Origin of the sequence: Halomonas sp. N3-2A, assembly GCF_002216165.1 — a bacterium.
In the GTDB taxonomy this organism is placed as follows: domain Bacteria; phylum Pseudomonadota; class Gammaproteobacteria; order Pseudomonadales; family Halomonadaceae; genus Vreelandella.
The window spans coordinates 2,740,557-2,762,292 of the sequence record NZ_CP022286.1; the positions used below are offsets into that span (position 1 = coordinate 2,740,557).

Consider the following 21,736-nt stretch of genomic DNA (forward strand, 5'->3'; position numbering starts at 1 on the left):
TCATTAGAAAAAAGTCACAGCGCGCGGCGAGCGCGGCTTTAGAAAGCGTTGGTGGACATCTTTGAACAGTGGCGTATCACAGCGATATAGCCATTCATAGGCAACCATGTCTGCTGTCACCGCCACTGCTCCGTTAGCACAAGCGCGCTCCCTAGCAAGGCGGGCCTCATCACTGCGACGGCTCGCCGTCGCTTCGCTCAGCCAAAACACTTGATACCCCGCCTCTAACAAGCCAAGCGCACTTTGCAAAACGCAGATATGAGCTTCTGTGCCGCAAATGATCACTTGTTTACGCCCCTGTTCTGCAAGCGCTTCAGCAAACGCTGTCTCTTCCATTGCGCTGAAATGATGCTTTTGCCAAATGCGATGATCGCCTAGTGCATTTAATAACGCAGGGGCAGTACCACCGAGCCTCTCTGGATACTGTTCCGTTAGCCAAACAGGTACTTTTACTGCATTAGCAACACCAGCCAACCAGGTAGCCTCTTCAATCGCTGATTCGCCTCCATCAATCACGGGCAAAAGTCCCGCTTGAAAGTCGACAATTAGTAACAAACTTTGAGCTTGATGTAAGCGCACGTTTTCACCCTCTTTTTGTCGTTATACACAACAACACCTTAACCCGTTTCCCCACTTACACGGTAAACTTGTCACTGCTTATTTCCTACACGCCTCTCCCGAGGTGGATAACCTTAATTACTGCATCTCTCATGGAGAATCAGAATGTTACGACAGTTTTTTGCCATGTTCCTGGTCAGCGTTATAGGCATAAGTGCCGCCGTTGATTATGCCGAAGCACGACGCTTAGGCGGTGGTAGCAGTATGGGTAGTGTTTCTCGCTCGGCGGATAAGCCCGCCAGCACTCCGGCACAACAACAAGCTCAGAGCACTCAGCAACAAGGCCAAGCTACTGCCGCTCGTCGTGGTGGTATGGGCGGCATGGTGGGAGGCCTGCTGGCCGGAGGCTTACTAGCAGCGCTTTTCTTCGGCGGCGCCTTTGATGAGCTACGCCTTATGGACATATTGCTAATGGCTGGAATTGTTGCCTTAGCAATCTTCGCTTTCCGTGCCTTTATGCGACAGCGACGCCCAGCATCAGCCACGGTGGCAGGCTATCAGCGTGAACGCCAGGAGACTCAGCACACACCGAGCAGCTTCACCGCAGCACCTGGCAGTTTGGCGAGCAGCTTACAGAGCACGCCTGCTTGGTTCGATAAAGAGCGCTTTTTGGGCGGTGCCAAAGAGCACTTTATGACGCTGCAACGTGCCTGGGACAATAATGATCTGCCCCAGATTCAAGAGTATGTAACGCCAGAATTTTACAACTTGCTACGTAAAGAGCGTGCCGAGCAGCCTGCCAATAATCGTACCGAGGTGGTACGTCTGTTTGCTGAACTAGGCGATATCAATGAGTACGATGGCTATGCCGAAGCCAGCGTTATTTTCCACGGCATTTTGGAAGAGAACGGCGAGCAAACCGAGTTCAACGAAACATGGCACCTGACTCGCAGTCTGCGCGATCAAGCGCCCTGGTACCTACAGGGTATTGAGCAAAATCCGGGTTCATAGCCCCTGATCAGTTAGCATGACTGCCTTAGAACGCAAAACAGCCGCTTCTTAGCGGCTGTTTTTGTATCGATACGTATCAATACACGGTGAAGAGGCGCTCGCTTACTCCTTAGCAGACTCTTCGATATTCTCGCCCATCTCTTCTAGGCTTTCGCCCGCATCTTCCATGCTCTCATCAATATTTTCACCTGCTTCTTCAGCAGGGCCCTGATTATCACAGGCAGCTAGGCCGCCCATCATCATGGCCATCAGTAGCGCAACCGCAAGCTTCTTCATCAACGGGGTACTCATATCGCTTCTCCTCCTGAGATGCTGCTTGAATGATAGGTACCCGCTCATACTAGTTGCTAGGCAGCGCTTCCGCCACCACGGACCAGTAACTCCCTGTTATTTAATTTATTTAAACGGTTGCTTTAAGGAAGCTCTATGCACTTCTCCGCGCCGCCCTCGTCATTCCCGCAGGCCCTTAGCGGGAATCCATGTTGAGCTGGGGTTTCGGGCTGCTGCAGGCCAAGGTCAAGATGGATTCCCGATAACCCCACTCGGGAATGACGGTGCAATGGCTCAGGAATGACGTGTGGCGACTTGAGCATGACGTGCGGTGCACGCTTCGGGAGGTGGCCACATTGTTATACCTCCGCGCCGCCCTCGTCATTCCCGCAGGCCCTTAGCGGGAATCCATGTTGACTTGGGGTTTCGGGCTGCTGCAGGTCAAGGTCAAGGTGGATTCCCGATAACCCCACTCGGGAATGACGGTGTGGTGGCCGCTTTGTTATAAGGGCTAGGGAGTGTTTTTTTCTTCCGCGCAAAACAAAAAACCCAGCCGATGGGCTGGGTTCTTTGTTAAATAAGTGCCTGACGATGACCTACTCTCGCATGGGGAGACCCCACACTACCATCGGCGCTAAGCGGTTTCACTTCTGAGTTCGGCATGGGATCAGGTGGTTCACGCGTGCTATGGTCGTCAGGCGTAACTTGTAATGTATATCATGCTGAACGTGTCATCGATGTTTTGTGGCGTCTCTCGTCTCCTGTCACTGACAGGAAGCGCGTATCCGGTTTTCATTATCACTGCGACCAGACCCCTTGGGTGTTATAGGGTCAAGCCTCACGGGCCATTAGTACACGTTAGCTCAACGCCTTGCAGCGCTTCCACACCGTGCCTATCAACCAGCTGGTCTCGCTGGGCCCTTCAGGAGGCTGTCGCTGACCGGGTTGCCGTTGCGGTCTTCGGCGCTGGCGTCCACGGTGATTTCGCCGTCGACCAGGCTGCTGAGGTCTTCGGTGGTGGTGTAGCTGCCGTCGGCACCCACGGTGGCCGTGGCGTTAACCACGTTGCCTTCGCTGTCGGTGATCACCAGGGTGACGGTCTCGCCGTCGGCGACGTCGGTGGTGGTACCGCTGATGTCTACGGCAGTCACGTCGGCCAGGTCGCCTAGGATGACCTCAAGCGTGCCGTCGTCAGCATCGGCGTCTGCATCTGCATCTGCATCTGCGTCGGCGTCGGCGTCGGCGTCGGCGTCGGCGTCGGCATCAGCATCTGCGTCTGCGTCTGCGTCTGCGTCTGCGTCTGCGTCTGCATCAGCATCTGCGTCTGCATCAGCATCTGCATCTGCGTCAGCATCTGCATCAGCATCAGCATCTGCATCAGCATCGGCGTCAGCATCGGCGTCTGCGTCTGCGTCTGCGTCGGCATCGGCATCTGCATCTGCATCGGCATCTGCATCTGCATCGGCGTCTGCGTCCGCATCGGCATCTGCGTCAGCATCCGCGTCGGCATCTGCATCTGCATCTGCATCGGCGTCTGCATCTGCATCGGCGTCTGCATCTGCGTCGGCGTCGGCGTCGGCGTCGGCGTCGGCGTCGGCATCAGCATCTGCGTCTGCATCTGCATCTGCATCTGCATCTGCGTCAGCATCTGCATCTGCATCAGCATCGGCGTCAGCATCTGCATCAGCATCGGCGTCTGCGTCCGCATCGGCATCTGCATCTGCGTCTGCATCGGCATCGGCATCGGCATCTGCATCTGCATCTGCATCTGCATCTGCATCGGCATCGGCGTCTGCGTCCGCATCTGCATCGGCATCCGCGTCGGCGTCGGCGTCGGCGTCGGCGTCTGCATCAGCATCAGCATCTCCGTCATCATCGAGCGTGCCGCTGTCGCTGTCGCTGACCGGGTTGCCGTTGCGGTCTTCGGCGCTGGCGTCCACGGTGATTTCGCCGTCGACCAGGCTGCTGAGGTCTTCGGTGGTGGTGTAGCTGCCGTCGGCACCCACGGTGGCCGTGGCGTTGACCACGTTGCCTTCGCTGTCGGTGATCACCAGGGTGACGGTCTCGCCTTCGGCGACGTCGGTGGCGGTACCGCTGATCTCCACGGCGGTTTCATCGCTCAAGTCACCCAGGGTAACGTCGAGGCTGCCGGCGGTGGCGTCGAGTTCGCCGCTGTCGCTACCGCTGACTGGGTTGCCGTTGCGGTCTTCGGCGCTGGCGTCCACGGTGATCTCGCCGTCGACCAGGCTGCTGAGGTCTTCGGTGGTGGTGTAGCTGCCGTCGGCACCGACGGTGGCCGTGGCGTTGACCACGTTGCCTTCGCTGTCGGTGATCACCAGGGAGATCGTCTCGCCTTCGGCGACGCCGGTGGTGGTACCGCTGATCTCCACGGCACTTTCGTCGCTCAGGTCACCCAGGATGACATCGAGGGTGCCATCGTCGGCATCCGCGTCAGCATCTGCATCCGCGTCAGCATCTGCATCGGCATCGGCATCGGCATCTGCGTCAGCATCGGCATCTGCGTCGGCATCCGCATCCGCATCCGCATCCGCATCCGCATCCGCATCCGCATCAGCATCAGCATCAGCATCTGCATCTGCATCTGCATCAGCATCAGCATCTGCATCCGCGTCCGCATCCGCATCCGCATCCGCATCAGCGTCTGCGTCTGCGTCGGTATCGTCAAGCTCAACGAGCTCGGCCCTTTCAAGGCCGCTTCCTTCAGTGCTAAAACTAAGCGGGTCGGTTTCTTCGGCGATACGGGCAAGGCGCACAAAACTGCTACCGCCACCACCACCGCCGGCAGCACCACCGGCTGCGGTGGCATCTAACAGCTCGAGCAGGTCGCCATCTTCATCATCCAGAGCGGCGAGTAGCGCCTCTAAGTCGTCATCCGAAGCACTGGCATCGGTGGCGACAATCGCGTCAAGATCAAGCTCCGGAGTGACAGCAACTTCTTGACCGCCTTCAACAACGTTAACACCTGTTCCGTCGGCAAAGTCTAGATCGACACGACCATCTGCAGACGTGATAATCGTTTCACCTTCCTGAAGAACATCGCCAATACGAAGCTCTCGCAGGTTGCCATCTTCATCACGTGCCCAAGCCTGACCTGAAATCGCGATAACTGTTGCCATGTGCTGTATCCCACCCGCCGTTTCATTAAAGAGTTTGCCGCTTTTGTAAAAATCAATGAAAGTAAACATTCATTAACGGCATTTTGCGGCAAGGCTAACCTTGATGACGGCGAATTCATATTGTACCGATGGACAGTACTAGCACAGTGATAGGAAGGGGCTGACGGATATGCTGAAAACTACGATGATTTTTTAATACTGAACGGAGCGTTCCAGTTTGGCTTTTTGTTCATCAACCTGCCCAATGGATTCATAGGCTTTTATAAGCCCGGACATCATATTGAGTGCGCTTGAATCATTATTGAGGCGACAACGTTGGCAGAATTCGTGCGCACGCGCAGCTAGCGCAACGCAGTTCACCGCCATGGTTAGTGAGGCAAACCCAGGCCAGCCTTGCTGACTATCAAGGCTTCTCCATTCACTGCTAATTAACTCATGCACTTCCGCATTTAGTTTTGCTGATAGCGGCCAGTGCGCTCCCAGCGTGTCATACACCCAGCCATGCCAATCCAGCAGAAGCATATGATTGCCTACGGTTGCCATGCGCGCGCTACTTGCATTTTGCACCGTCAAGCATTTGGGGAGTCTTTCTATCTCAACGATCATAAGCGGCCATAACTGCATGAAACGCTCAACTTGAAAGGCCTGTTTGTCTTCTTGCGTTAGATAGGCAAAGTGCGATGCCTCAATATTTCTCATGCGCTCGGGCAGCGAGGCAAACGTTGCAGCGTATTGGGTACTGATCTTGTCCGGCAAAGGGACGTGCTGCAAGCTTTGACGCAGCTCATTCATCCAAGGCTTACGCTCTTCAGAGTTCTTCCACTGAGGTGGATTATCGCCTACTTCCAGCAACAAATATGAACACCAAGGCAAACGCCCACTGGCTCGCAAAACAGGCACGGTAGGGATGCTTCCATAACAATACCCACCTACTTCACTCAGTAGCGAAATTTCATGAAGCGCTTCGTTCTCTCTTGCAGAGACATAACACTTCAGCAACCTATAACGAGGGAGGCCATTGCTATCGACATCACCAATTAATACGTGTGCGATGGCCCGCCCAGAAATCAGGCGACACTGCAAAATTTCAGGGTCGCGGTGGCAGTAATTAGACTCAATCAACCATGGCAATAGCCACTGTTGAAGAGCTGCTTGTTCAAAACGTTGTACAAAATTTGTGGTTGAAAAGAGAGAAATTTGCTGGGAGCGAGGCAAAAGCAGCATATTAATCTGCTGAAAATACTTGATGATGCTCAAGAAATTGACCAACCCATTAACACTGGCCGCCATGAGTTGGCGCATTCCCAGCAGCAATATGAACAGTGTCAAGAGTGGGCGCATCGTCCCATTGAGATAATCCAGGACAATAATTAAAAACCCCAACGCAAAGCTGATATTGATGACAGTCAGAACATTGCCTTGCAACATATTCTGAATTTTCTGCACCCGCTCAAAGCGGTAGTAAAAGCCAACAATCATTACTAGCCCCAACACGCAGGTAACTGCCAATAGAGCTAATAGAGGGTGTAGCAGAGCGATTATAAGACAGAAAATCAGCGCAATCACCGTTGATGATAAGGCACCTATCACAATGCCTAATACGTGCTTGCCAAGTAATCGGTGATTGGCAACTAACCGAGTTTTATTCAACCCCCCCAGAATGAGAGTTGAAAGATAAGCAATGGCTTTTTTGACTAGCCATTGAAGGATGGCGTAGCTGCAAAAGCAGAGAACGGTCAATACGATTAATATCGTTATCTTGTCACCGTGGTCATCCACCCTGGGAACCCAACCATCAATACGGCTATGCCCGGTGATCAACATTTGAAGCAGTTGCCAGGGTAGCACTAGGCTTGCCAGCAGCATGACCTGACTTGCAATTTGTATTAGCAAGATAGCCAACACGCGCCAACGGAACGGCCACAGCACCGCACGAACTAACGCAGCCATCAGATCGAGAACTTGATCCCCTTTAATCGTGTCTCGCTTACTGTTAGTGGTCTGGTTGCTCATCAATCAACCATGGGTTCAATAAGTTGCATGAATGTACGTAATTCGTCCGGTTGTTCGGCTATCGGCATATATATGGAAACGGCATGGTGCACAGCGGATAAGATGGCTCTATTGTGTCGCAGGTCATGCTGTTCTGCCTCTGCCCAACCATACACTGGCCATTGCTCTTGATGGGCCAGTGTCGCCCCAGCCTCATTTAGCGAAGAGAAAAGTAACGGTAGAAATGCACTGCCATGATACTCACTCACTGCCACTACTTGGCTGCCATCGTGATAACGCATCTCTCGTAACGCTTTTGGAATGAGGCTAGCGCCTTGGGGGTCAAGTAAATAAAACAGTCGTTGCCAAAAGGTTGCTGCGCCGTAACTATCTTGCATCACCACGTCCAGCGCTTCGGCATTAGTCGGTAAGGGGCGCCCTACTGGTGCCCCACCTCTCAATAGTGATTCCGACCAACGAGCCAACCCTTCATGCACCCAACCTTGCTTAAACATCATGTGTGCATTTTGATACAGATGAAATAACTCATGTGCAGGTGTTAAGTTTTCTGCAGCATTGACTTGCCCACCTAACGCTATACGAATATGGCAATCAGACACGGCAGGGCTGCGTACTACTTCATCATAAGCTTGCCCACCACGCACTTGGTCAGCACGCAGCATCACCATCATGAAGTTTGCACGCTGATAGCGTGGCATAAGTAAAGGTGGTGTGAGGCCTAGCACTTCACGATAGAGCACATCGGCAGCTTCAAGCTGCATTTTCAAGTCATCAAGTCTTGTGGCGTCTGGCAACGCTCTCTGATCAGCGGTCTCAACGAAGAAGCGAACACTCTCCAGACCCTCAGTATTATTCGGCTCACTTGCCAGCACCTTGAGCGGCCTGTCGCGCTGCAGATAATAGCACTCGCCTGCTTCTGGGTGCGGCTGGGCAACCACTGGCGTTAGCTTGCCGACCATCACGCAAAGCATCAGCAAAGCAACCCACCCACGCCACGGATGGAATCGGGTAGCTTTTTTTACTGTGTCGCCAGCAGTTGCCATCTGCATTTCACCTGTCCGTGCTTTATCGGTGCAAAGTAGCAAACCGCTGCTATCTCTATGTTTTTCGCATTTATACCTTGCGATACGCCGCTCACATTCAGGTACATCAATTGCAACCGTTATGAAAAGCGCTCAGCAACGGGGGCTAACTTTAATATTAACTGCAGGCGATCACGGACAGATAGCTTCTTAAATACCGCGCTTAGGTGAGCTTTTACCGTGCGCTCAGTAATGTCTAACCGGCGGGCAACTTCTTTGTTAGTTGCCCCGCGAGCAACGGCTAGCGCCACGCCTCGCTCACGCTCCGTGAGTAGGCTCAAATATTCACTGTGCTGATGACGTTCACCGCTCTGGCGATTTTGCAGGGCCATAAATGTTCCACCCATCACTTTCGCAAGCAGCTCTTGACCTACCCACACACCTTGATTGGTCACCACAAGGGCCACTTGCTTAAGTACATCAGGTGCTGCCAGTGTATGCACATATCCGCGAGCTCCAAGATCAAGCGCCTTTAATGCCTCGCGATCATTAGGAGCATAGCTGAGCAGCACTACAATTGTCTTTTGTGAGGTTAGCGTCGGAATCAATTCATCCCAGTTTTCGATCATGGTTGTTAGCCATACCACGTCACCTGACTGCAACTGATCCAATACTTTATCTGGCGTGGTGGCTGCGCTTTGAGGAAAAGCACTTTCCCAGCGTGCCTTGAGGCTACCATCCGTTGCTACAAACCAATGTTTCATTAGCGCTCCCCCATGGAATCTCGCCATGCCCTCAAAACAGGTTTTAGCAAGAACTGCATGACCGTTCTTTTGCCTGTCACAATATCTACCTGTGCCGTCATCCCTGGGATAACTTGAAGCTGATCAGTAATGCTTTCATCTTGCAAACTACGAACACGGACTAAGTAAAATGTATTGCCCTCATCATCAGTGATCGTATCTGCGCTGATGTGATCAAGCTCAGCCTGCAATCCACCATAAATGGCATAGTCATAGGCAGTGAGCTTAATCGTCGCGGGCTGACCGGGGTGGAGAAAAGCAATATCTTGGGGCGCAATGCGCGCTTCAACCAGCAGTTGGTCATCGCTGGGCACGATATCTACCACTTCCTGGCCTGGCTGGAGCACTCCACCAATCGTATTAACATGAAGGCGCTGAATCACACCATCGACAGGTGAGCGTATTTCGGTAAGCCGTACTCTATCTTGCAGACCCGTACCTGACTGCTGAAGCGCATTTAAGTCTCCTAACGTCTGAGCAAGCTCATTTCGCCACTCACTCCTGCGTTCGGCACCTAACTCTAGTAACTGCCCCTCGGCTTCTTCCACGCCAGCTTCAAGACGTGAAACAGCGGCGGCAGCTTGGTTACGCTCACCTGTAGCGCGTGATACTTCACGCTGCAAGCGCAATACCTCAACTTCTGAAACAGCACCAGAGGCAAGCAACGGGCGCGTCAAGTTAAGCTCTTGTCCGGCCATACTTGCTTCGCGCTGGGCAGTATCACGACGTGCCTGCGCTTCCCGAAGCTCTTCTTGACGCTGCCGAATGCGATCGTTGAGCACATTTTCCTGCTCGCGCAACTCCTCGCGGCGGCTTTCATATACTTCTCGTTCCTGCATTACGATATCGGGCACTTCTTGACGCAACTCTTCGGAAGGCTCAAAAGTAGTTCCCGTAGCTAACGCCCGCAGCCGCTCCGCGCGTGCTTCAAGCGCAAAACGCTGAGCACGGTTCTCGCGAAAGTCAGAAACGAACCGCGTTGGGTCAACTTGCATTAACACGTCGCCAGCACTGACCACCTGCCCTTCTCGGACCATGATTTGTTCTATCGCACCACCGTCAAATGACTGAATACGCTGCAATTGGCTGGCCGGAATGACGCGCCCTGCACCACGAGTCACTTCGTCGATAGCAGCAACCGATGCCCAAGCCACCAGTACAACGATGGTCACTAAAACGGTGTAGAGAAATAGCCGCGCACGAATGGGCTCTTGCTGCATACGCGCCCAATCAGTGTCGCTTGCCCAATCACGATTAAGATGCGCAGAGGTGATACGTCGAGCAAAGAGTCGATCCATAAAAGGACGAAATGGCTTCTTCCCTTTCTCAGAGAAACGACCAATGGCCTCAAAGCCTTTTTGCTCCCCTGTGGAGGTGGTTTTTTTCGCCATTATGACGCCCTCCCGATCTGGCCTTTGCGCAATGCCTCCACTACCGTGTCGCGAGGACCATCCGCCACCACTTTTCCAGCATCCATAACAATGATGCGATCAACGAGGGATAGCAGCGATGTACGATGAGTGACAACCAGGATGGTTTTCCCTGGTGCAACATTGGTTAGGTTGGCTTTAAACGCTTCCTCACTGGCGTTATCCATTGAACTGGTTGGCTCATCAAGCAGCAATATTGGAGGGTCTTGCACCACGGCCCTTGCGATAGCTACCGCTTGTTTTTGCCCGCCTGAAAGCGCCTGCCCTCGTTCACCTACTTCAAGATCAACGCCTTTAGGGTGGCTATTAACCAGTGAATCAAGCCCAGCAATTTCGATTGCCCGGAGCAACGCCTCGTCATCAACTCGGTCGTTTCCACCACCAGCGACAATATTATCTCGCAGTGTCCCAGCAAACAGGCTGACATCCTGAGGCACATAGCCAATATGACGACGAAGCTGGAGGGGGTCTAGCTGACGAATATCCACGCCATCTACCAATACCGCGCCGGACGTAGGCTGATAAAAACCAAGCACAAGTTTGTTCAGCGATGACTTTCCACAGCCAACACGGCCGAGTAACGCGACCTTTTCACCGGCTTTGATGGAAAGAGAGACATCACGCAATGCTTCTCTTTCTTCATGGGGATAGCGCAAGGTAACTTTCTCTAAGCGAATGCTGCCGGTAAAACTGGGCTTTTCTACGTAGGCTTTACCTTCATGACGCTCTACACCCCTGGCCATTACATCATTTAACGACTCCAGGGCCGTTGAGGACTGATGGTACTGAGCCAGTAAAGCAGCCGCTTGGCTAACAGGCGCCATTGCTCGGGAAGAGAGCATGTAAGCGGCAATTAAACCGCCCTGGGTCAAGTTGCCTTCAATAATTTGATAGACACCGATGATAATGACGCATACGGCCACGCTATGCTGAGCCCACTGAGCAACGCTTGAAACCGAGGTACTCACCATTTTGAGCTGAGCGCCGGTTCTCGATAAAAAGGCGGATGCTTTTTCCCAGTGGCGCTGAATACGGCTTTCTGCTCGCAATGCCTTGACGTTTTCTAATTGGGAAACAGACTCCACCAGTAAAGCATTACGCTGCGCGCCCACTTCCCAGGTCGTCTGTGAAAGCTCATGTAGCTTCCCTTGTGCTGCAAGGGCATATAAAAGCACGAAAACGACACCTGCAAGCACTGGCAACACAAGCCAGGGATTGATCAGTGCAATGATGGCCGCAAAAAGCATGACAAAGGGCAAATCCACTATGCCAAGGATGGTTGCAGAGCCAATAAACGCTCGTATCGACTCAAACGATTGAAGCGTGGAGGTAAAAGAGCCTGTCGATACTGGCCGCTCCTCTAAACGCAACCCTAACGTTTTCGCCATAATAGACGATGAGAGTTTTACGTCTGCCCGGCTGGCCGCCAAATCAACAAAGCTACTGCGCATTAAGCGCAGCGCTAAGTCAAAGCACAGCACGATAAAAATACCAATTGCCAGCACCCAAAGCGTTTCAGTGGCTTGATTGGGTACGACACGGTCATAAACGTTCAACACAAACAGCGGCATCGCCAGCGCGAATAAGTTGATCGCCACTGAACCTAAAACAATGTCGCGGTAGAGGCGACGATTTTCACGAATAACGCCCCAAAACCAGTGCTGGTCCCGGCGTTTTTTAACACTCGTTTCGGAGGTGCTATCGACTCTGAACTTTGGCCGCACATAGATGGCTTCACCGCTGTAACCGGCGTGAAGCTCCTCTAGCGATATTTCCGTGTCAGCTTCTGACAGCTCAGGAAAAATTACTTTTGCTTTTTGTTGCTTGAAATCCAGTCCTAGCAACACACAAGCACGGCCTGGTTCCAGCAATAAAATTGCCGGAAACAGCGCAGGATTTAGCCCTGAGAGCTTACTTTTCACAATATGCGCAGTAAGCCCGGCTCGTGAGGCTGCCCGCCCGAAGACAGAAGGAATTAATTTTCCTTGCTCTAAAGGCAGGCCCGCTTTTAAGGCCTCTGATGACACCTCGTGCTGATAATATGAAGCAACTGTCTTTAAACACTCCAGTAACTCATCGTGTTCTTCCTGATCACTATCGCGGTCAGTCCGAGATACTTCCAGCTTACGTTGCGTCACTGAGACCTCATCATCCTAATGAATTCGTCGAAAAAATCATTCACGGAAGCTTCACCAGCAAGTATGCCTAATGCGGCGACCTAATGGCCGCCACTCATCAGCCATTAAATACCACTGGTAAAATCTTCTAGCGTAAAGCCACGCGGCCCATCAACTGCGCAGGCCATCTCTACACGCGATGCAGAGTCTTCGTAGCCAAGCTCATCAAGGCTAGGAATATCATCACGGGCTACTTGTAAGGTTTGCATCAGCTGCCCCATCGCCGCCAGCGTTCGTGCTTGCGCCAGCGTTAAGTCAAACTGCGCGTTTGCATAGGCACGACTTGCTTCAAAATATTCGTTCTCACTGTCCAGTACGTCTAAAAGCGTGCGCTGGCCAATATCGAACTGCTGCTGATAAGCACCACGTACACGATCAATAGACTGTCGGTGTTCGTTTAAATATTCCAACTGTTCGTTGAGACGCTGCGTGTCGTTATAAGCGATTTGTGTCGTTTGTCTAACATTGGTGCACGCTGTTTCTCGCTGGCTATCGGCTTCTTCAATTCGTGTGGTTGCCGCATTGAAGGCAGCATAGTCGGAACCACCGCGGTAAAGATTCATGCTCGCGACAAGTTGAATGCTGTGCTCATCACGACGGCCACCAATGGCATCATCTTGGTTGTTAGTGCCGGTGCGTCCTTGAATATCTAGACGCGGCATAAAGGCAGCGCGGGCACCCTCACGCTCAGCGCGTTGTACCGCCATATTTTCAATCGCCGCGTGGAACTCAGGGTTACCCTGGAACGCCAACTCAATGGCTTGGCTAACATCCGCGGGCAGTTCAGTAGCAAGCGACGGCGCGGGCGCCATAGTTTGTGCCGGTAGTGCACCAACAATTCGCTGGTAGCGTGCAGTCACATCATGAAGGTTCGATGCTTCCGACATCAGATTGGATTCGGCTAAGGCTAAGCGGCCACTAATCTGTTCAAGATCAACACCTCGCCCTGCACCAGAAAGCGCTCGCTCTTCAATCTGTGCAAATACCCGCTGGTGTTCACGGTAGTTATCCTGCGCTAAGCGCACCAATTCGCGATAGCGCAATACATCGAGATAACTACGAAAAGCCTCAAGCGCAACTTCTTCACTGGCACCCAAAAGTTCAAAATAGGCGACTAGCCGCGCACGATCCAAGCGCTCAACCTCACTGCGCGTTGCAAAACCATCAAAAACCATTTGGGTTAAGGTCAGCTCAGCAAAATCGCTATCGTAGCTGCCGCGCCCATCATTCTGCTGATCTTGCCGACCGATACCCGCGCTGACATCAATCGTAGGCAAATAACCACCTTGAGCAACTCGAATATCACTTCCCGAGGCACTAAAGTTGGCCCAGGATGCGTTCACCTGAGGATTGGTAACGATAGCCTGCTGAATGGTGCTCGACAGATCAGTAGTACCTGGCGCGTAAAGCGTCGCTGGTAACGCCTGAGCTAAAGCAGAGAGAGGAAGACAAGCCAGAGTAGTAACCGTAAGCGGTCGAATAGCGCGCTGTAAAAACAAAGTTCTTAGTGTCGTTTTAATACCGTCTTTCATCGCCATAGATCCCTAATGAATATTTACGCTGCTGAAGAAATAGCTGCTAAACGCCACCAACCCTGGGGCACCCTTGACTCTCTTGCTTCGCCCTCTGGTCAACACCTCATACTAATGAGTATTGATACGACTCAGTGTTACGAATTAGCGCATTTACTTAGCTTAATTTAATAGCATTAGCCGTTAGGCCGATGTCATGAAGCCAAGAGTCACAAAATTTTACAATAAAAATCCTAAAAAAACATTACAAAGCATTTACTTTAACTAAATTTCACATTCTGGGTTCTGAGGCTAGATGTTAAGATCAGGTTTTAAGAACTGAGCTTTAAGCACCGGTTTCAAGAGCTAGGCTTTCGAAGATTGCAGCTGCTGCAGCGCTAGCCCTGAAAGGATCAGCATCAACCCTACCAACGTGGATGCCAACAATGGCTCATTGACAACCAGATAGAGCAGTAGCAGCGAAATAGGCGGCGAAAGAAATATCAGATTAGACACCTTGGCCGTACGCGAGACCTTGCGAACCGCCATCTGCCAAAGAATAAAAGCGACCCCCATTTCGAAAAGACCCACATAGACACCCGCGCCTAAAGCTTGCCAGCCATGCCAACTGAACCCTGGCCCGACAATCAATAGCAGCGTTAAAACAGGCAAGCCGACGCTGAAGTTCTGCCATTGTGCGACTAAGGGCGCCCTTTCATCCCGTGCGTTGAGCAACCAGTAGAGTGCCCATAACAGCGTCGACACAAGTGCAAACACGACTCCAAGGGGGTCTGCGAAATCTACATTGAAAACATTACCGCGGGTTGCTATCACCCAGACACCCGCGTAGGCAATGAGCCCCGCGATCACATCCACTCGCGTGAGCCGTTGCCCTAGGATCGGCACCGCCAGAAGCGCCATTGCCAGCGCCCAAGTATAGTTGAGTGCCATTGCCTCTTGCCCAGGCAGCCTATCGTAAGCGGCAAACAGCACTAGATAGTAGGCAACAGGATTCATCAACCCAGCCCATGCAGCGGTTCGCCAGCCATGGCGAAGGGCTTCTGTTAAATGTCCTTGCTTCACTACCAACACAAACATGAATACCCAAGATACAAGGGCCGCGAGCCACATCAACTCTAGCGGACTCATCCAGGCAAGAGCGACCTTAAAAGCCGTAGCAACTGTCGACCATAGCGCCACCGCTCCAAGACCATACAGTATGGCTTGACGATCTTGGTTCATCGGTCGATATGCCCCAAATCCCGAGCTGGCTCGATTTTATCCCGTACGCGTTGCTTTAGGACCTTGATATCTGGAAAGCCACCATCGCGCTTTCTTTCCCATAGCAATGCCTCGTCGCACCATATCTCAAAGGTGCCACCATGAGAGGGAGACAATGCAACCTCTGCAAGACTTTCACCAAAGGTTGAAAGCAGCTCTTGGGCATACCAAGCACTGCGCAACAACCACTGGCACTGCGTGCAGTAACGTATTTGAATGCGTGACATACAGAGGTCCCTAAACGTTTTAATGTGGCATCCTTGTTTTTCATTCTGTCACCTTACATTAGCAACTGCCAAGGGAACGCAATGACCAAGGTAGGTGGGATGATCGGTGGATTGGCCAAATGGCCTGGTAGCGCTCCGCTGCTATTCTGCTTGCCGGGACAGCATTCGGTGCCATGTTATCAGCCCAACGATTACCTGAGGCAGAATAGCGCCGTCGATTGCAATGCATCACAACGCTCGCCATGATGGTAGGTAATTAGCGGTGATTAGCTGGGTTTTTGCTATTCTACCTTTATTAAGCAATATGAAATGCCGCTTAGCTCCGCGTTGATGGACAGCGCATAGCTTCGGAAGAACGAGAGCAGCAACAGGAACCCATTGATGAAACGATCTCCTTTGATCAGCCCTGAGTTACTCGAACGCATTATTGACGCCTCCGAGGATGGCATCGTCGTTGCAGAGCAAGAAGGCGATGAAAACATTCTGATTTACGTCAACCAAGGCTTCGAACGTCTCACCGGCTACAGTGCAGATGAAATTCTTTATCGCGACTGCCGTTTTTTACAAAATGAAGACCGTGACCAAGATGCACTGGTCTCTATCCGGGAAGCGCTGAAAGAGGGTCGCCCTTCTCGTGAAGTGCTGCGTAATTACCGCAAAGACGGCACTATGTTCTGGAACGAGCTGTCTATTACACCCGTTTATGACGAAGCTGATAACTTGATGTACTACATCGGCGTACAGAAAGATGTGACGGAACGCGTAGAAGCACAGCAAGCATTGGCAGCCATTCAAAAGCGCCAAGAACTAGCAGAATAAACAAAAATGCCAATAAAGTAGCCTCAAGGGCTTGAACTTCAACCTAAGTGGCGGTATATAGCGGCTAAGCGCATAAAAGCGCCAGGCGCTTCTTGTTTCATCTACCGATTGAAAGAGGAAGCCGTTGTGATGCCGGTGCGCCGGCTTGGGTTGGAGGGCATACTATGAGCCGTGACCCCTTAAATCGTGAATCTTATGCCAGTGATGCAATCGATGCAGATGAGTTCGATAACTTAGACGCTGTTAACGATGACCACTACGGCAAAAGCAAACCCAGCAAAGCAGATACGCTTCGCGCCCGCCGCCAAGTAGAAGCATGGCTTGAAGAGCGCCGTTTGCAGCGCGCTATTGAAGATGATTGGGATGAAGAGGAATAACCTGATCGCCTCAACCGCTTTCATTGATTGGCAGCTTAGTTACGACGTCGAGTGACTCACGCACTAAGCCTTCACTGAGCTGCCGATCAACGCATACACAAGACTTATCTTCTACGCGTCTGGCCTTTACCTGCGCTGAGCACTATCATCTTAGCCCTATGCCAGCACACAGCTGCGACTCTTTTCTCCAACAACCTAACGGATTTCCATGGCGCAATACGTATTCACCATGAACCGGGTTGGCAAAGTTGTGCCACCCAAAAAGCAAATTCTCAAGGATATTTCGCTATCGTTTTTCCCTGGCGCCAAAATTGGCGTACTGGGTTTGAACGGTTCCGGTAAATCCACACTGCTACGCATTATGGCCGGTGTCGATAAAGAGTTTGAAGGTGAAGCTCGTCCGATGCCTGGTATTAATGTGGGCTACCTGCCTCAGGAGCCACAGCTTGATGACGAAAAGAACGTCCGCGATACGGTAGAAGAGGCGTTAGGCGCGATTAAAGAAGCCCAGGAAAAACTGGATGCGGTGTATGCCGCGTATGCCGAGCCTGATGCGGATTTTGATGCCCTAGCAAGCGAACAAGCACGCCTTGAAAATATTATTGAAGCCGCTGATGCGCATAACCTTGAGCGTAAGCTGGAAGTTGCTGCTGAAGCGCTGCGTCTGCCGCCCTGGGATGCCAAAGTAGGCAACCTTTCTGGGGGCGAGCGCCGCCGTGTAGCACTGTGCCGCCTACTGCTTTCAAGCCCCGATATGCTCTTGCTCGATGAGCCTACCAACCACTTGGATGCTGAATCCGTGGCCTGGCTAGAGCGCTTCTTGCACGACTATAACGGTACTGTCGTGGCCATCACCCACGACCGTTACTTCCTGGACAACGTTGCCGGATGGATTCTGGAACTTGACCGCGGCCAGGGCATTCCTTTTGAAGGCAACTACTCTCAGTGGCTGGAGCAGAAAGAGCAGCGCCTGAACCAAGAAGCCAAACAGGAAGTATCGCGCCAGAAAGCTATCAAACAAGAGCTTGAGTGGGTACGCAGCAACACAAAAGGACGCCAAGCGAAGAGCAAGGCGCGCCTTAATCGCTTTGAAGAGATGCAGTCTGGCGACTTCCAAAAGCGTAATGAAACAAATGAGATCTATATTCCGCCTGGCCCGCGTCTGGGTGATAAGGTCATCGAGTTTCATAACGTGACCAAGCGGTTTGATGACAAACTGCTCTACCAAGACCTCTCGTTCACCATCCCTCAAGGGGCGATTGTCGGGATTGTAGGTGGTAACGGGGCTGGTAAATCAACACTGTTCAAGCTAGTCACCGGCCAGGAACAGCCGGATGCTGGCGAAGTAGTGATTGGTGAGACTGTCGATATTGCCTACGTTGAGCAGTTGCGCGACGCGCTAGACGACAAGCAAACGGTTTGGGAAGCCGTCTCTGACGGACAAGACATTCTCAACATTAACGGCTATGAAGTTTCTTCGCGCGCCTACGTTGGCCGCTTTAACTTTAAGGGCAACGATCAGCAGAAGCGTCTAGATGAGCTTTCTGGTGGTGAGCGCGGCCGCCTTCAGCTTGCCCAAACGCTTAAACAAGGCGCAAACGTACTGCTGTTAGACGAACCTTCAAACGATCTGGACATCGAGACCCTACGCGCTTTGGAAGAAGCGCTGCTGGCCTTCCCAGGCTGCGCGATGGTAATCTCTCACGATCGCTGGTTCCTAGACCGTATCGCCACGCACATTCTCGCCTTTGAAGGCGATTCAGAAGTCGTTTTCTTCGATGGTAACTACACCGAATATGAAGAAGACCACAAGAAGCGCGTGGGTAACGACACACCTAAGCGAATGAAGTATAAGCGCATCGACGCATAACGATTCGTTGCCATACCGCTGATACGTAAAAAGCCCCTTGTACGCTAAAAACGCACAGGGGCTTTTTGCTTTTGTTGGGCTATAAAATAAACAAACCCGCTATCAGCCTGCCGGCCAAGTAAACTGCCGACCTCCCAATAAATGCATATGAATGTGATAAACCGTCTGACCACCCATTTCATTACAATTCATCACCACACGATAACCATCTTCCGCGAAGCCTTGCTGCTTGGCCAGCTGTGCGGCAGTGTGCTGCAAACGCCCAACCAGGGCTAGGTCTTCAGGATCAATATCGTTAAGCGTAGCAATATGCTTCTTAGGAATAATCAGTTGATGCGTTGGCGCCTGAGGATTAATGTCGTTAAACGCCAATACATGCTCATCTTCAAACACAATATCTGCGGGAATTTCGCGGTTTATTATTTTGCAAAACAGGCAATCCATACGGCCTCCTTCATTTTTGTAAGTGGCGAAAACGTGCTTACTAGCAAAAACGGACTAGCAAAAACGGCCTAGCGAAAACGGCGCTGAGACAACAAATGGCGAACTAGCGGCGCTAGGATCAGCTCCATCGCTAACGACATTCGCGCTCCAGGCACCACTAACGTGTGCGGACGTGTCATAAATGAATCTTTTATCATCGCCAATAGCCATGGAAAATCCACCGTTGAGGGATCTCTAAAGCGAATCACCACAAACGATTCTGCATCGGTCGGAATATCCTGAACCTCAAAGGGGTTCGACGTATCGACAGTGGGCACACGCTGGAAATTAATATGGGTACGCGAGAACTGCGGCTGAATGTAGCGCACGTAATCATCCATGCGCCCTAATATGGTATCGATGACCGCTTCCTGGGAATAACCGCGCAGCTTGGTATCACGATCAATTTTTTGAATCCATTCAAGATTCATGGTCGGCGCAACGCCGACTAGCAAATCTACGTGACGAGCAATATCATACTCTTGGGTCACCAAGCCGCCATGCAGCCCTTCGTAAAAGAGCAGATCAGTACCACAAGGCAGTGACTGCCACTCAGTGAACGTCCCTACTCGATAACCTGCCTCAATTTTTTGTTTATCTTCTGCATGAATGTAGTGACGGAACGTACCCGCTCCATGCTCACCGTACTCAACAAAAAGCCCTTCAAGTCGATCAAGCAGATTAGCTTCTACAGCAAAGTGAGAAAGCTCATCTTTGCGTTCAGGCTCGTCACGAAAAATCCGCTGGAGATCATCGCGGGTGTAGCGGTGAAAGGCATCGCCGTCCACCATGGCAGCATGCACATCTTCACGCAGGAACATGCGCTCAAAGCTGCGACGCACCGTGGTAGTACCCGCGCCTGAAGAGCCTGTGATGGCAATGATTGGATATTCCCGCGACATTAAGTACCTCTCTCCTGAGCAGTCGCGCGAGCAATCGCCTGCGCAACGTCATCAGGCACTTTGACAGGCCGCCCTGAAGAAAGGTCTAAAAGAAGCTGGTTAACCCGAGCCGTTGCCACCACCTTATCGGTTTCTGCATGACAAATGCGCTGATAAACCGTCAACGCTTTGCCTTGTGGTTCAGGGACAGCGGTCTCAATGACCAAAGCATCCGGCCAGCGCGCCTCGCTCTGGTACTGAACCGCTAGGTCAGCAACAACGCTCGGGTAGCCTTTTATATCCCACTCCGGAAAACCTAGCGCAGCGAACGCATGCACGCGAGCTTCATGCAGCAGCGATACTAAAGCGTCATGCCCCAGGTGGCGACCGTAATTCATATCCGTTACGCGCACCGTTAAAGGATGCCGATGAATAATCGCTGCCGTGGGGAAATCTAGCGTGACACGCTCCATGCTTAGCTCCTTGTCAGTGGTGGTTTAGCTCCGGCGAGATCATCGCTGATCGCTATTTTTCTCGGGCGATAGCACGGAATGCGATATCACGGCGGAATTCAGCACCCTCCCAGTGAATCGCTTTAACCCCCTGGTATGCTTGCTGTTGAGCAGCAGATACTGTGTTGCCTAGCGCGGTTACGCATAGCACTCGCCCGCCTGCGGTTACGATACTGCCGTCAGCAGCCTGAGTAGTGCCTGCATGGAATACTTTGCACTGCGCCTGACCTGCCTGCTCCAAGCCATGAATGACATCGCCTTTGCGGTAACTGCCGGGATAGCCACCTGCCGCAATCACAACACCCACGGCTGCGCGGGAGTCCCACTCACACTGCTTATCGGCAAGCTCACCCTTAGCGCCAGCCAAGCAAAGCGCGGCCAAATCTGACGTTAATCGCATCATGATTGGCTGAGTTTCGGGGTCACCAAAACGGCAGTTATATTCAATTACTTTTGGGTTGCCTTCAGCATCAATCATTAGGCCTGCATATAAAAAGCCGGTATATGCATTTCCTTCTTCCGCCATGCCCCGCACGGTGGGAAGTATAACCTGCTCCATGATGCGCTCGTCGATTTCTGGGGTTACCACCGGCGCCGGAGAGTAAGCTCCCATGCCGCCCGTATTGGGGCCAGTATCGCCGTCATAGGCACGCTTATGGTCTTGGCTAGTGGCCATCGGCACCACATTCTCACCATCAACCATGACGATAAAGCTGGCTTCTTCGCCTTCCAGAAATTCTTCGATAACAACGCGCGCACCCGCATCGCCAAATGCATTCGCCTCTAACATATCGCGAATAGCCGCTTCAGCTTCGGCTTCACTCATCGCTACAATGACACCCTTACCCGCCGCCAAGCCGTCAGCTTTGATGACAATAGGCGCGCCCATCTCAGCTAAGTAAGCCAAGGCTGGCTCTACCGCTGTGAAGGTTTGATACGCGGCAGAAGGAATTTGGTGGCGTGCCAGAAAGTCTTTGGTAAACGACTTAGAGCCTTCCAACTGTGCGGCGCGTTGTGAAGGCCCAAAAATTGTCAGGCCAGCCGCCTGAAAGCGATCAACCACCCCTTCAACTAACGGCGCTTCTGGCCCTACTACTGTTAGCGCTACCTGCTCGCGCTGGGCAAACGCCACCAACGCGTCTAAATCTGTTGCTTCAATAGCTACGTTGGTCAATTTAGGCTCAGTGGCAGTACCTGCATTACCTGGCGCTACAAACACCTGCTCAACGTCACTAGACTGCGCTAGTTTCCACGCCAATGCATGCTCGCGACCACCGCCACCTATCATTAAAACGTTCATCATCATCCTTCTCAAACGGGAGTGCCTAGCTGAGATTAGCTGAAAGCGTAACGA

19 protein-coding genes and 1 rRNA gene are annotated in these 21,736 nt (G+C 52.2%); 4 read left to right on the forward strand and 16 right to left on the reverse strand.

What is annotated here, in order from left to right; all coding sequences use genetic code 11:
• Positions 1 to 3: 3 nt before the first annotated feature.
• Positions 4 to 579 (reverse strand): isochorismatase family protein, encoded by a 576-nt coding sequence (locus tag CEK60_RS12825; protein ID WP_089039353.1) that lies wholly within the window; start codon positions 577 to 579, stop codon positions 4 to 6.
• A 144-nt stretch (positions 580 to 723) separates the two neighbouring features.
• Between CEK60_RS12825 and CEK60_RS12830 the strand changes: the two genes are divergently transcribed.
• The gene (locus tag CEK60_RS12830; RefSeq protein WP_089039354.1) at positions 724 to 1,569 is read left to right on the forward strand and encodes a Tim44 domain-containing protein; all 846 of its coding nucleotides are present in this window, start codon (positions 724 to 726) and stop codon (positions 1,567 to 1,569) included.
• A 102-nt stretch (positions 1,570 to 1,671) separates the two neighbouring features.
• Here CEK60_RS12830 and CEK60_RS12835 read toward each other — a convergent pair whose 3' ends face one another.
• The 11 genes from CEK60_RS12835 to CEK60_RS12885 form a co-directional block, all read right to left on the reverse strand.
• The gene (locus tag CEK60_RS12835) at positions 1,672 to 1,860 is read right to left on the reverse strand and encodes a hypothetical protein (RefSeq protein ID WP_089039355.1); all 189 of its coding nucleotides are present in this window, start codon (positions 1,858 to 1,860) and stop codon (positions 1,672 to 1,674) included.
• Positions 1,861 to 2,422: 562 nt separating this feature from the next.
• Positions 2,423 to 2,538: ribosomal RNA gene (gene rrf, locus CEK60_RS12840) — 5S ribosomal RNA — on the reverse strand.
• 197 nt (positions 2,539 to 2,735) lie between these two features.
• Positions 2,736 to 4,976: a retention module-containing protein gene (locus CEK60_RS22410; RefSeq protein WP_198361362.1), complete on the reverse strand. Its 2,241-nt coding sequence runs from the start codon at positions 4,974 to 4,976 to the stop codon at positions 2,736 to 2,738.
• A gap of 192 nt (positions 4,977 to 5,168) precedes the next feature.
• A complete protein-coding gene (locus CEK60_RS12850; protein ID WP_089039356.1) occupies positions 5,169 to 6,989 on the reverse strand; it encodes a hypothetical protein in 1,821 nt (606 codons plus the stop codon).
• The gene (locus CEK60_RS12855) at positions 6,989 to 8,038 is read right to left on the reverse strand and encodes a hypothetical protein (protein WP_232471385.1); all 1,050 of its coding nucleotides are present in this window, start codon (positions 8,036 to 8,038) and stop codon (positions 6,989 to 6,991) included. The genes CEK60_RS12850 and CEK60_RS12855 overlap by 1 nt, the downstream gene beginning before the upstream one ends.
• A gap of 113 nt (positions 8,039 to 8,151) precedes the next feature.
• Positions 8,152 to 8,775 carry a response regulator transcription factor gene (locus tag CEK60_RS12860; RefSeq protein WP_089039358.1) on the reverse strand — a complete coding sequence of 208 codons (624 nt, stop codon included), beginning with the start codon at positions 8,773 to 8,775 and terminating at the stop codon, positions 8,152 to 8,154.
• The gene (locus CEK60_RS12865) at positions 8,775 to 10,205 is read right to left on the reverse strand and encodes an HlyD family type I secretion periplasmic adaptor subunit (protein WP_089039359.1); all 1,431 of its coding nucleotides are present in this window, start codon (positions 10,203 to 10,205) and stop codon (positions 8,775 to 8,777) included. The genes CEK60_RS12860 and CEK60_RS12865 overlap by 1 nt, the downstream gene beginning before the upstream one ends.
• Positions 10,205 to 12,382: a type I secretion system permease/ATPase gene (locus CEK60_RS12870; RefSeq protein WP_089039360.1), complete on the reverse strand. Its 2,178-nt coding sequence runs from the start codon at positions 12,380 to 12,382 to the stop codon at positions 10,205 to 10,207. Before CEK60_RS12870 ends, CEK60_RS12865 begins: the two co-directional genes overlap by 1 nt.
• 104 nt (positions 12,383 to 12,486) lie before the next feature.
• Positions 12,487 to 13,953 (reverse strand): TolC family outer membrane protein, encoded by a 1,467-nt coding sequence (locus CEK60_RS12875; RefSeq protein ID WP_089039361.1) that lies wholly within the window; start codon positions 13,951 to 13,953, stop codon positions 12,487 to 12,489.
• Positions 13,954 to 14,298: 345 nt separating this feature from the next.
• Positions 14,299 to 15,174: a DMT family transporter gene (locus tag CEK60_RS12880; RefSeq protein ID WP_089039362.1), complete on the reverse strand. Its 876-nt coding sequence runs from the start codon at positions 15,172 to 15,174 to the stop codon at positions 14,299 to 14,301.
• Positions 15,171 to 15,440, reverse strand: a complete 270-nt coding sequence (locus CEK60_RS12885; RefSeq protein WP_089039363.1) for a SelT/SelW/SelH family protein — start codon at positions 15,438 to 15,440, stop codon at positions 15,171 to 15,173. Before CEK60_RS12885 ends, CEK60_RS12880 begins: the two co-directional genes overlap by 4 nt.
• A gap of 381 nt (positions 15,441 to 15,821) precedes the next feature.
• On the opposite strand from CEK60_RS12885, the gene CEK60_RS12890 reads away from it, so the two are divergent.
• The 3 genes from CEK60_RS12890 to ettA all read left to right on the forward strand — a co-directional run bounded on the left by CEK60_RS12890 (position 15,822) and on the right by ettA (position 18,506).
• Positions 15,822 to 16,259 (forward strand): PAS domain S-box protein, encoded by a 438-nt coding sequence (locus CEK60_RS12890; RefSeq protein WP_089039364.1) that lies wholly within the window; start codon positions 15,822 to 15,824, stop codon positions 16,257 to 16,259.
• A gap of 164 nt (positions 16,260 to 16,423) precedes the next feature.
• Positions 16,424 to 16,636: a PA3496 family putative envelope integrity protein gene (locus CEK60_RS12895; RefSeq protein ID WP_089039365.1), complete on the forward strand. Its 213-nt coding sequence runs from the start codon at positions 16,424 to 16,426 to the stop codon at positions 16,634 to 16,636.
• Positions 16,637 to 16,844: 208 nt separating this feature from the next.
• Complete coding sequence (gene ettA / locus CEK60_RS12900) at positions 16,845 to 18,506, forward strand: energy-dependent translational throttle protein EttA (RefSeq protein ID WP_038476899.1); 1,662 nt, start codon at positions 16,845 to 16,847, stop codon at positions 18,504 to 18,506.
• 102 nt (positions 18,507 to 18,608) lie between these two features.
• On the opposite strand, the gene CEK60_RS12905 is transcribed toward ettA, so the two are convergent.
• From CEK60_RS12905 to purD, 4 genes are all read right to left on the reverse strand, one after another.
• Positions 18,609 to 18,950 carry a histidine triad nucleotide-binding protein gene (locus CEK60_RS12905; protein ID WP_089039366.1) on the reverse strand — a complete coding sequence of 114 codons (342 nt, stop codon included), beginning with the start codon at positions 18,948 to 18,950 and terminating at the stop codon, positions 18,609 to 18,611.
• A 68-nt stretch (positions 18,951 to 19,018) separates the two neighbouring features.
• The gene (locus CEK60_RS12910) at positions 19,019 to 19,891 is read right to left on the reverse strand and encodes a phosphoribulokinase (RefSeq protein ID WP_038476906.1); all 873 of its coding nucleotides are present in this window, start codon (positions 19,889 to 19,891) and stop codon (positions 19,019 to 19,021) included.
• Positions 19,891 to 20,343 (reverse strand): acyl-CoA thioesterase, encoded by a 453-nt coding sequence (locus tag CEK60_RS12915; protein WP_089039367.1) that lies wholly within the window; start codon positions 20,341 to 20,343, stop codon positions 19,891 to 19,893. Before CEK60_RS12915 ends, CEK60_RS12910 begins: the two co-directional genes overlap by 1 nt.
• Before the next feature lie 52 nt (positions 20,344 to 20,395).
• Positions 20,396 to 21,682: a phosphoribosylamine--glycine ligase gene (gene purD, locus CEK60_RS12920; RefSeq protein ID WP_089039368.1), complete on the reverse strand. Its 1,287-nt coding sequence runs from the start codon at positions 21,680 to 21,682 to the stop codon at positions 20,396 to 20,398.
• Positions 21,683 to 21,736: the final 54 nt, after the last annotated feature.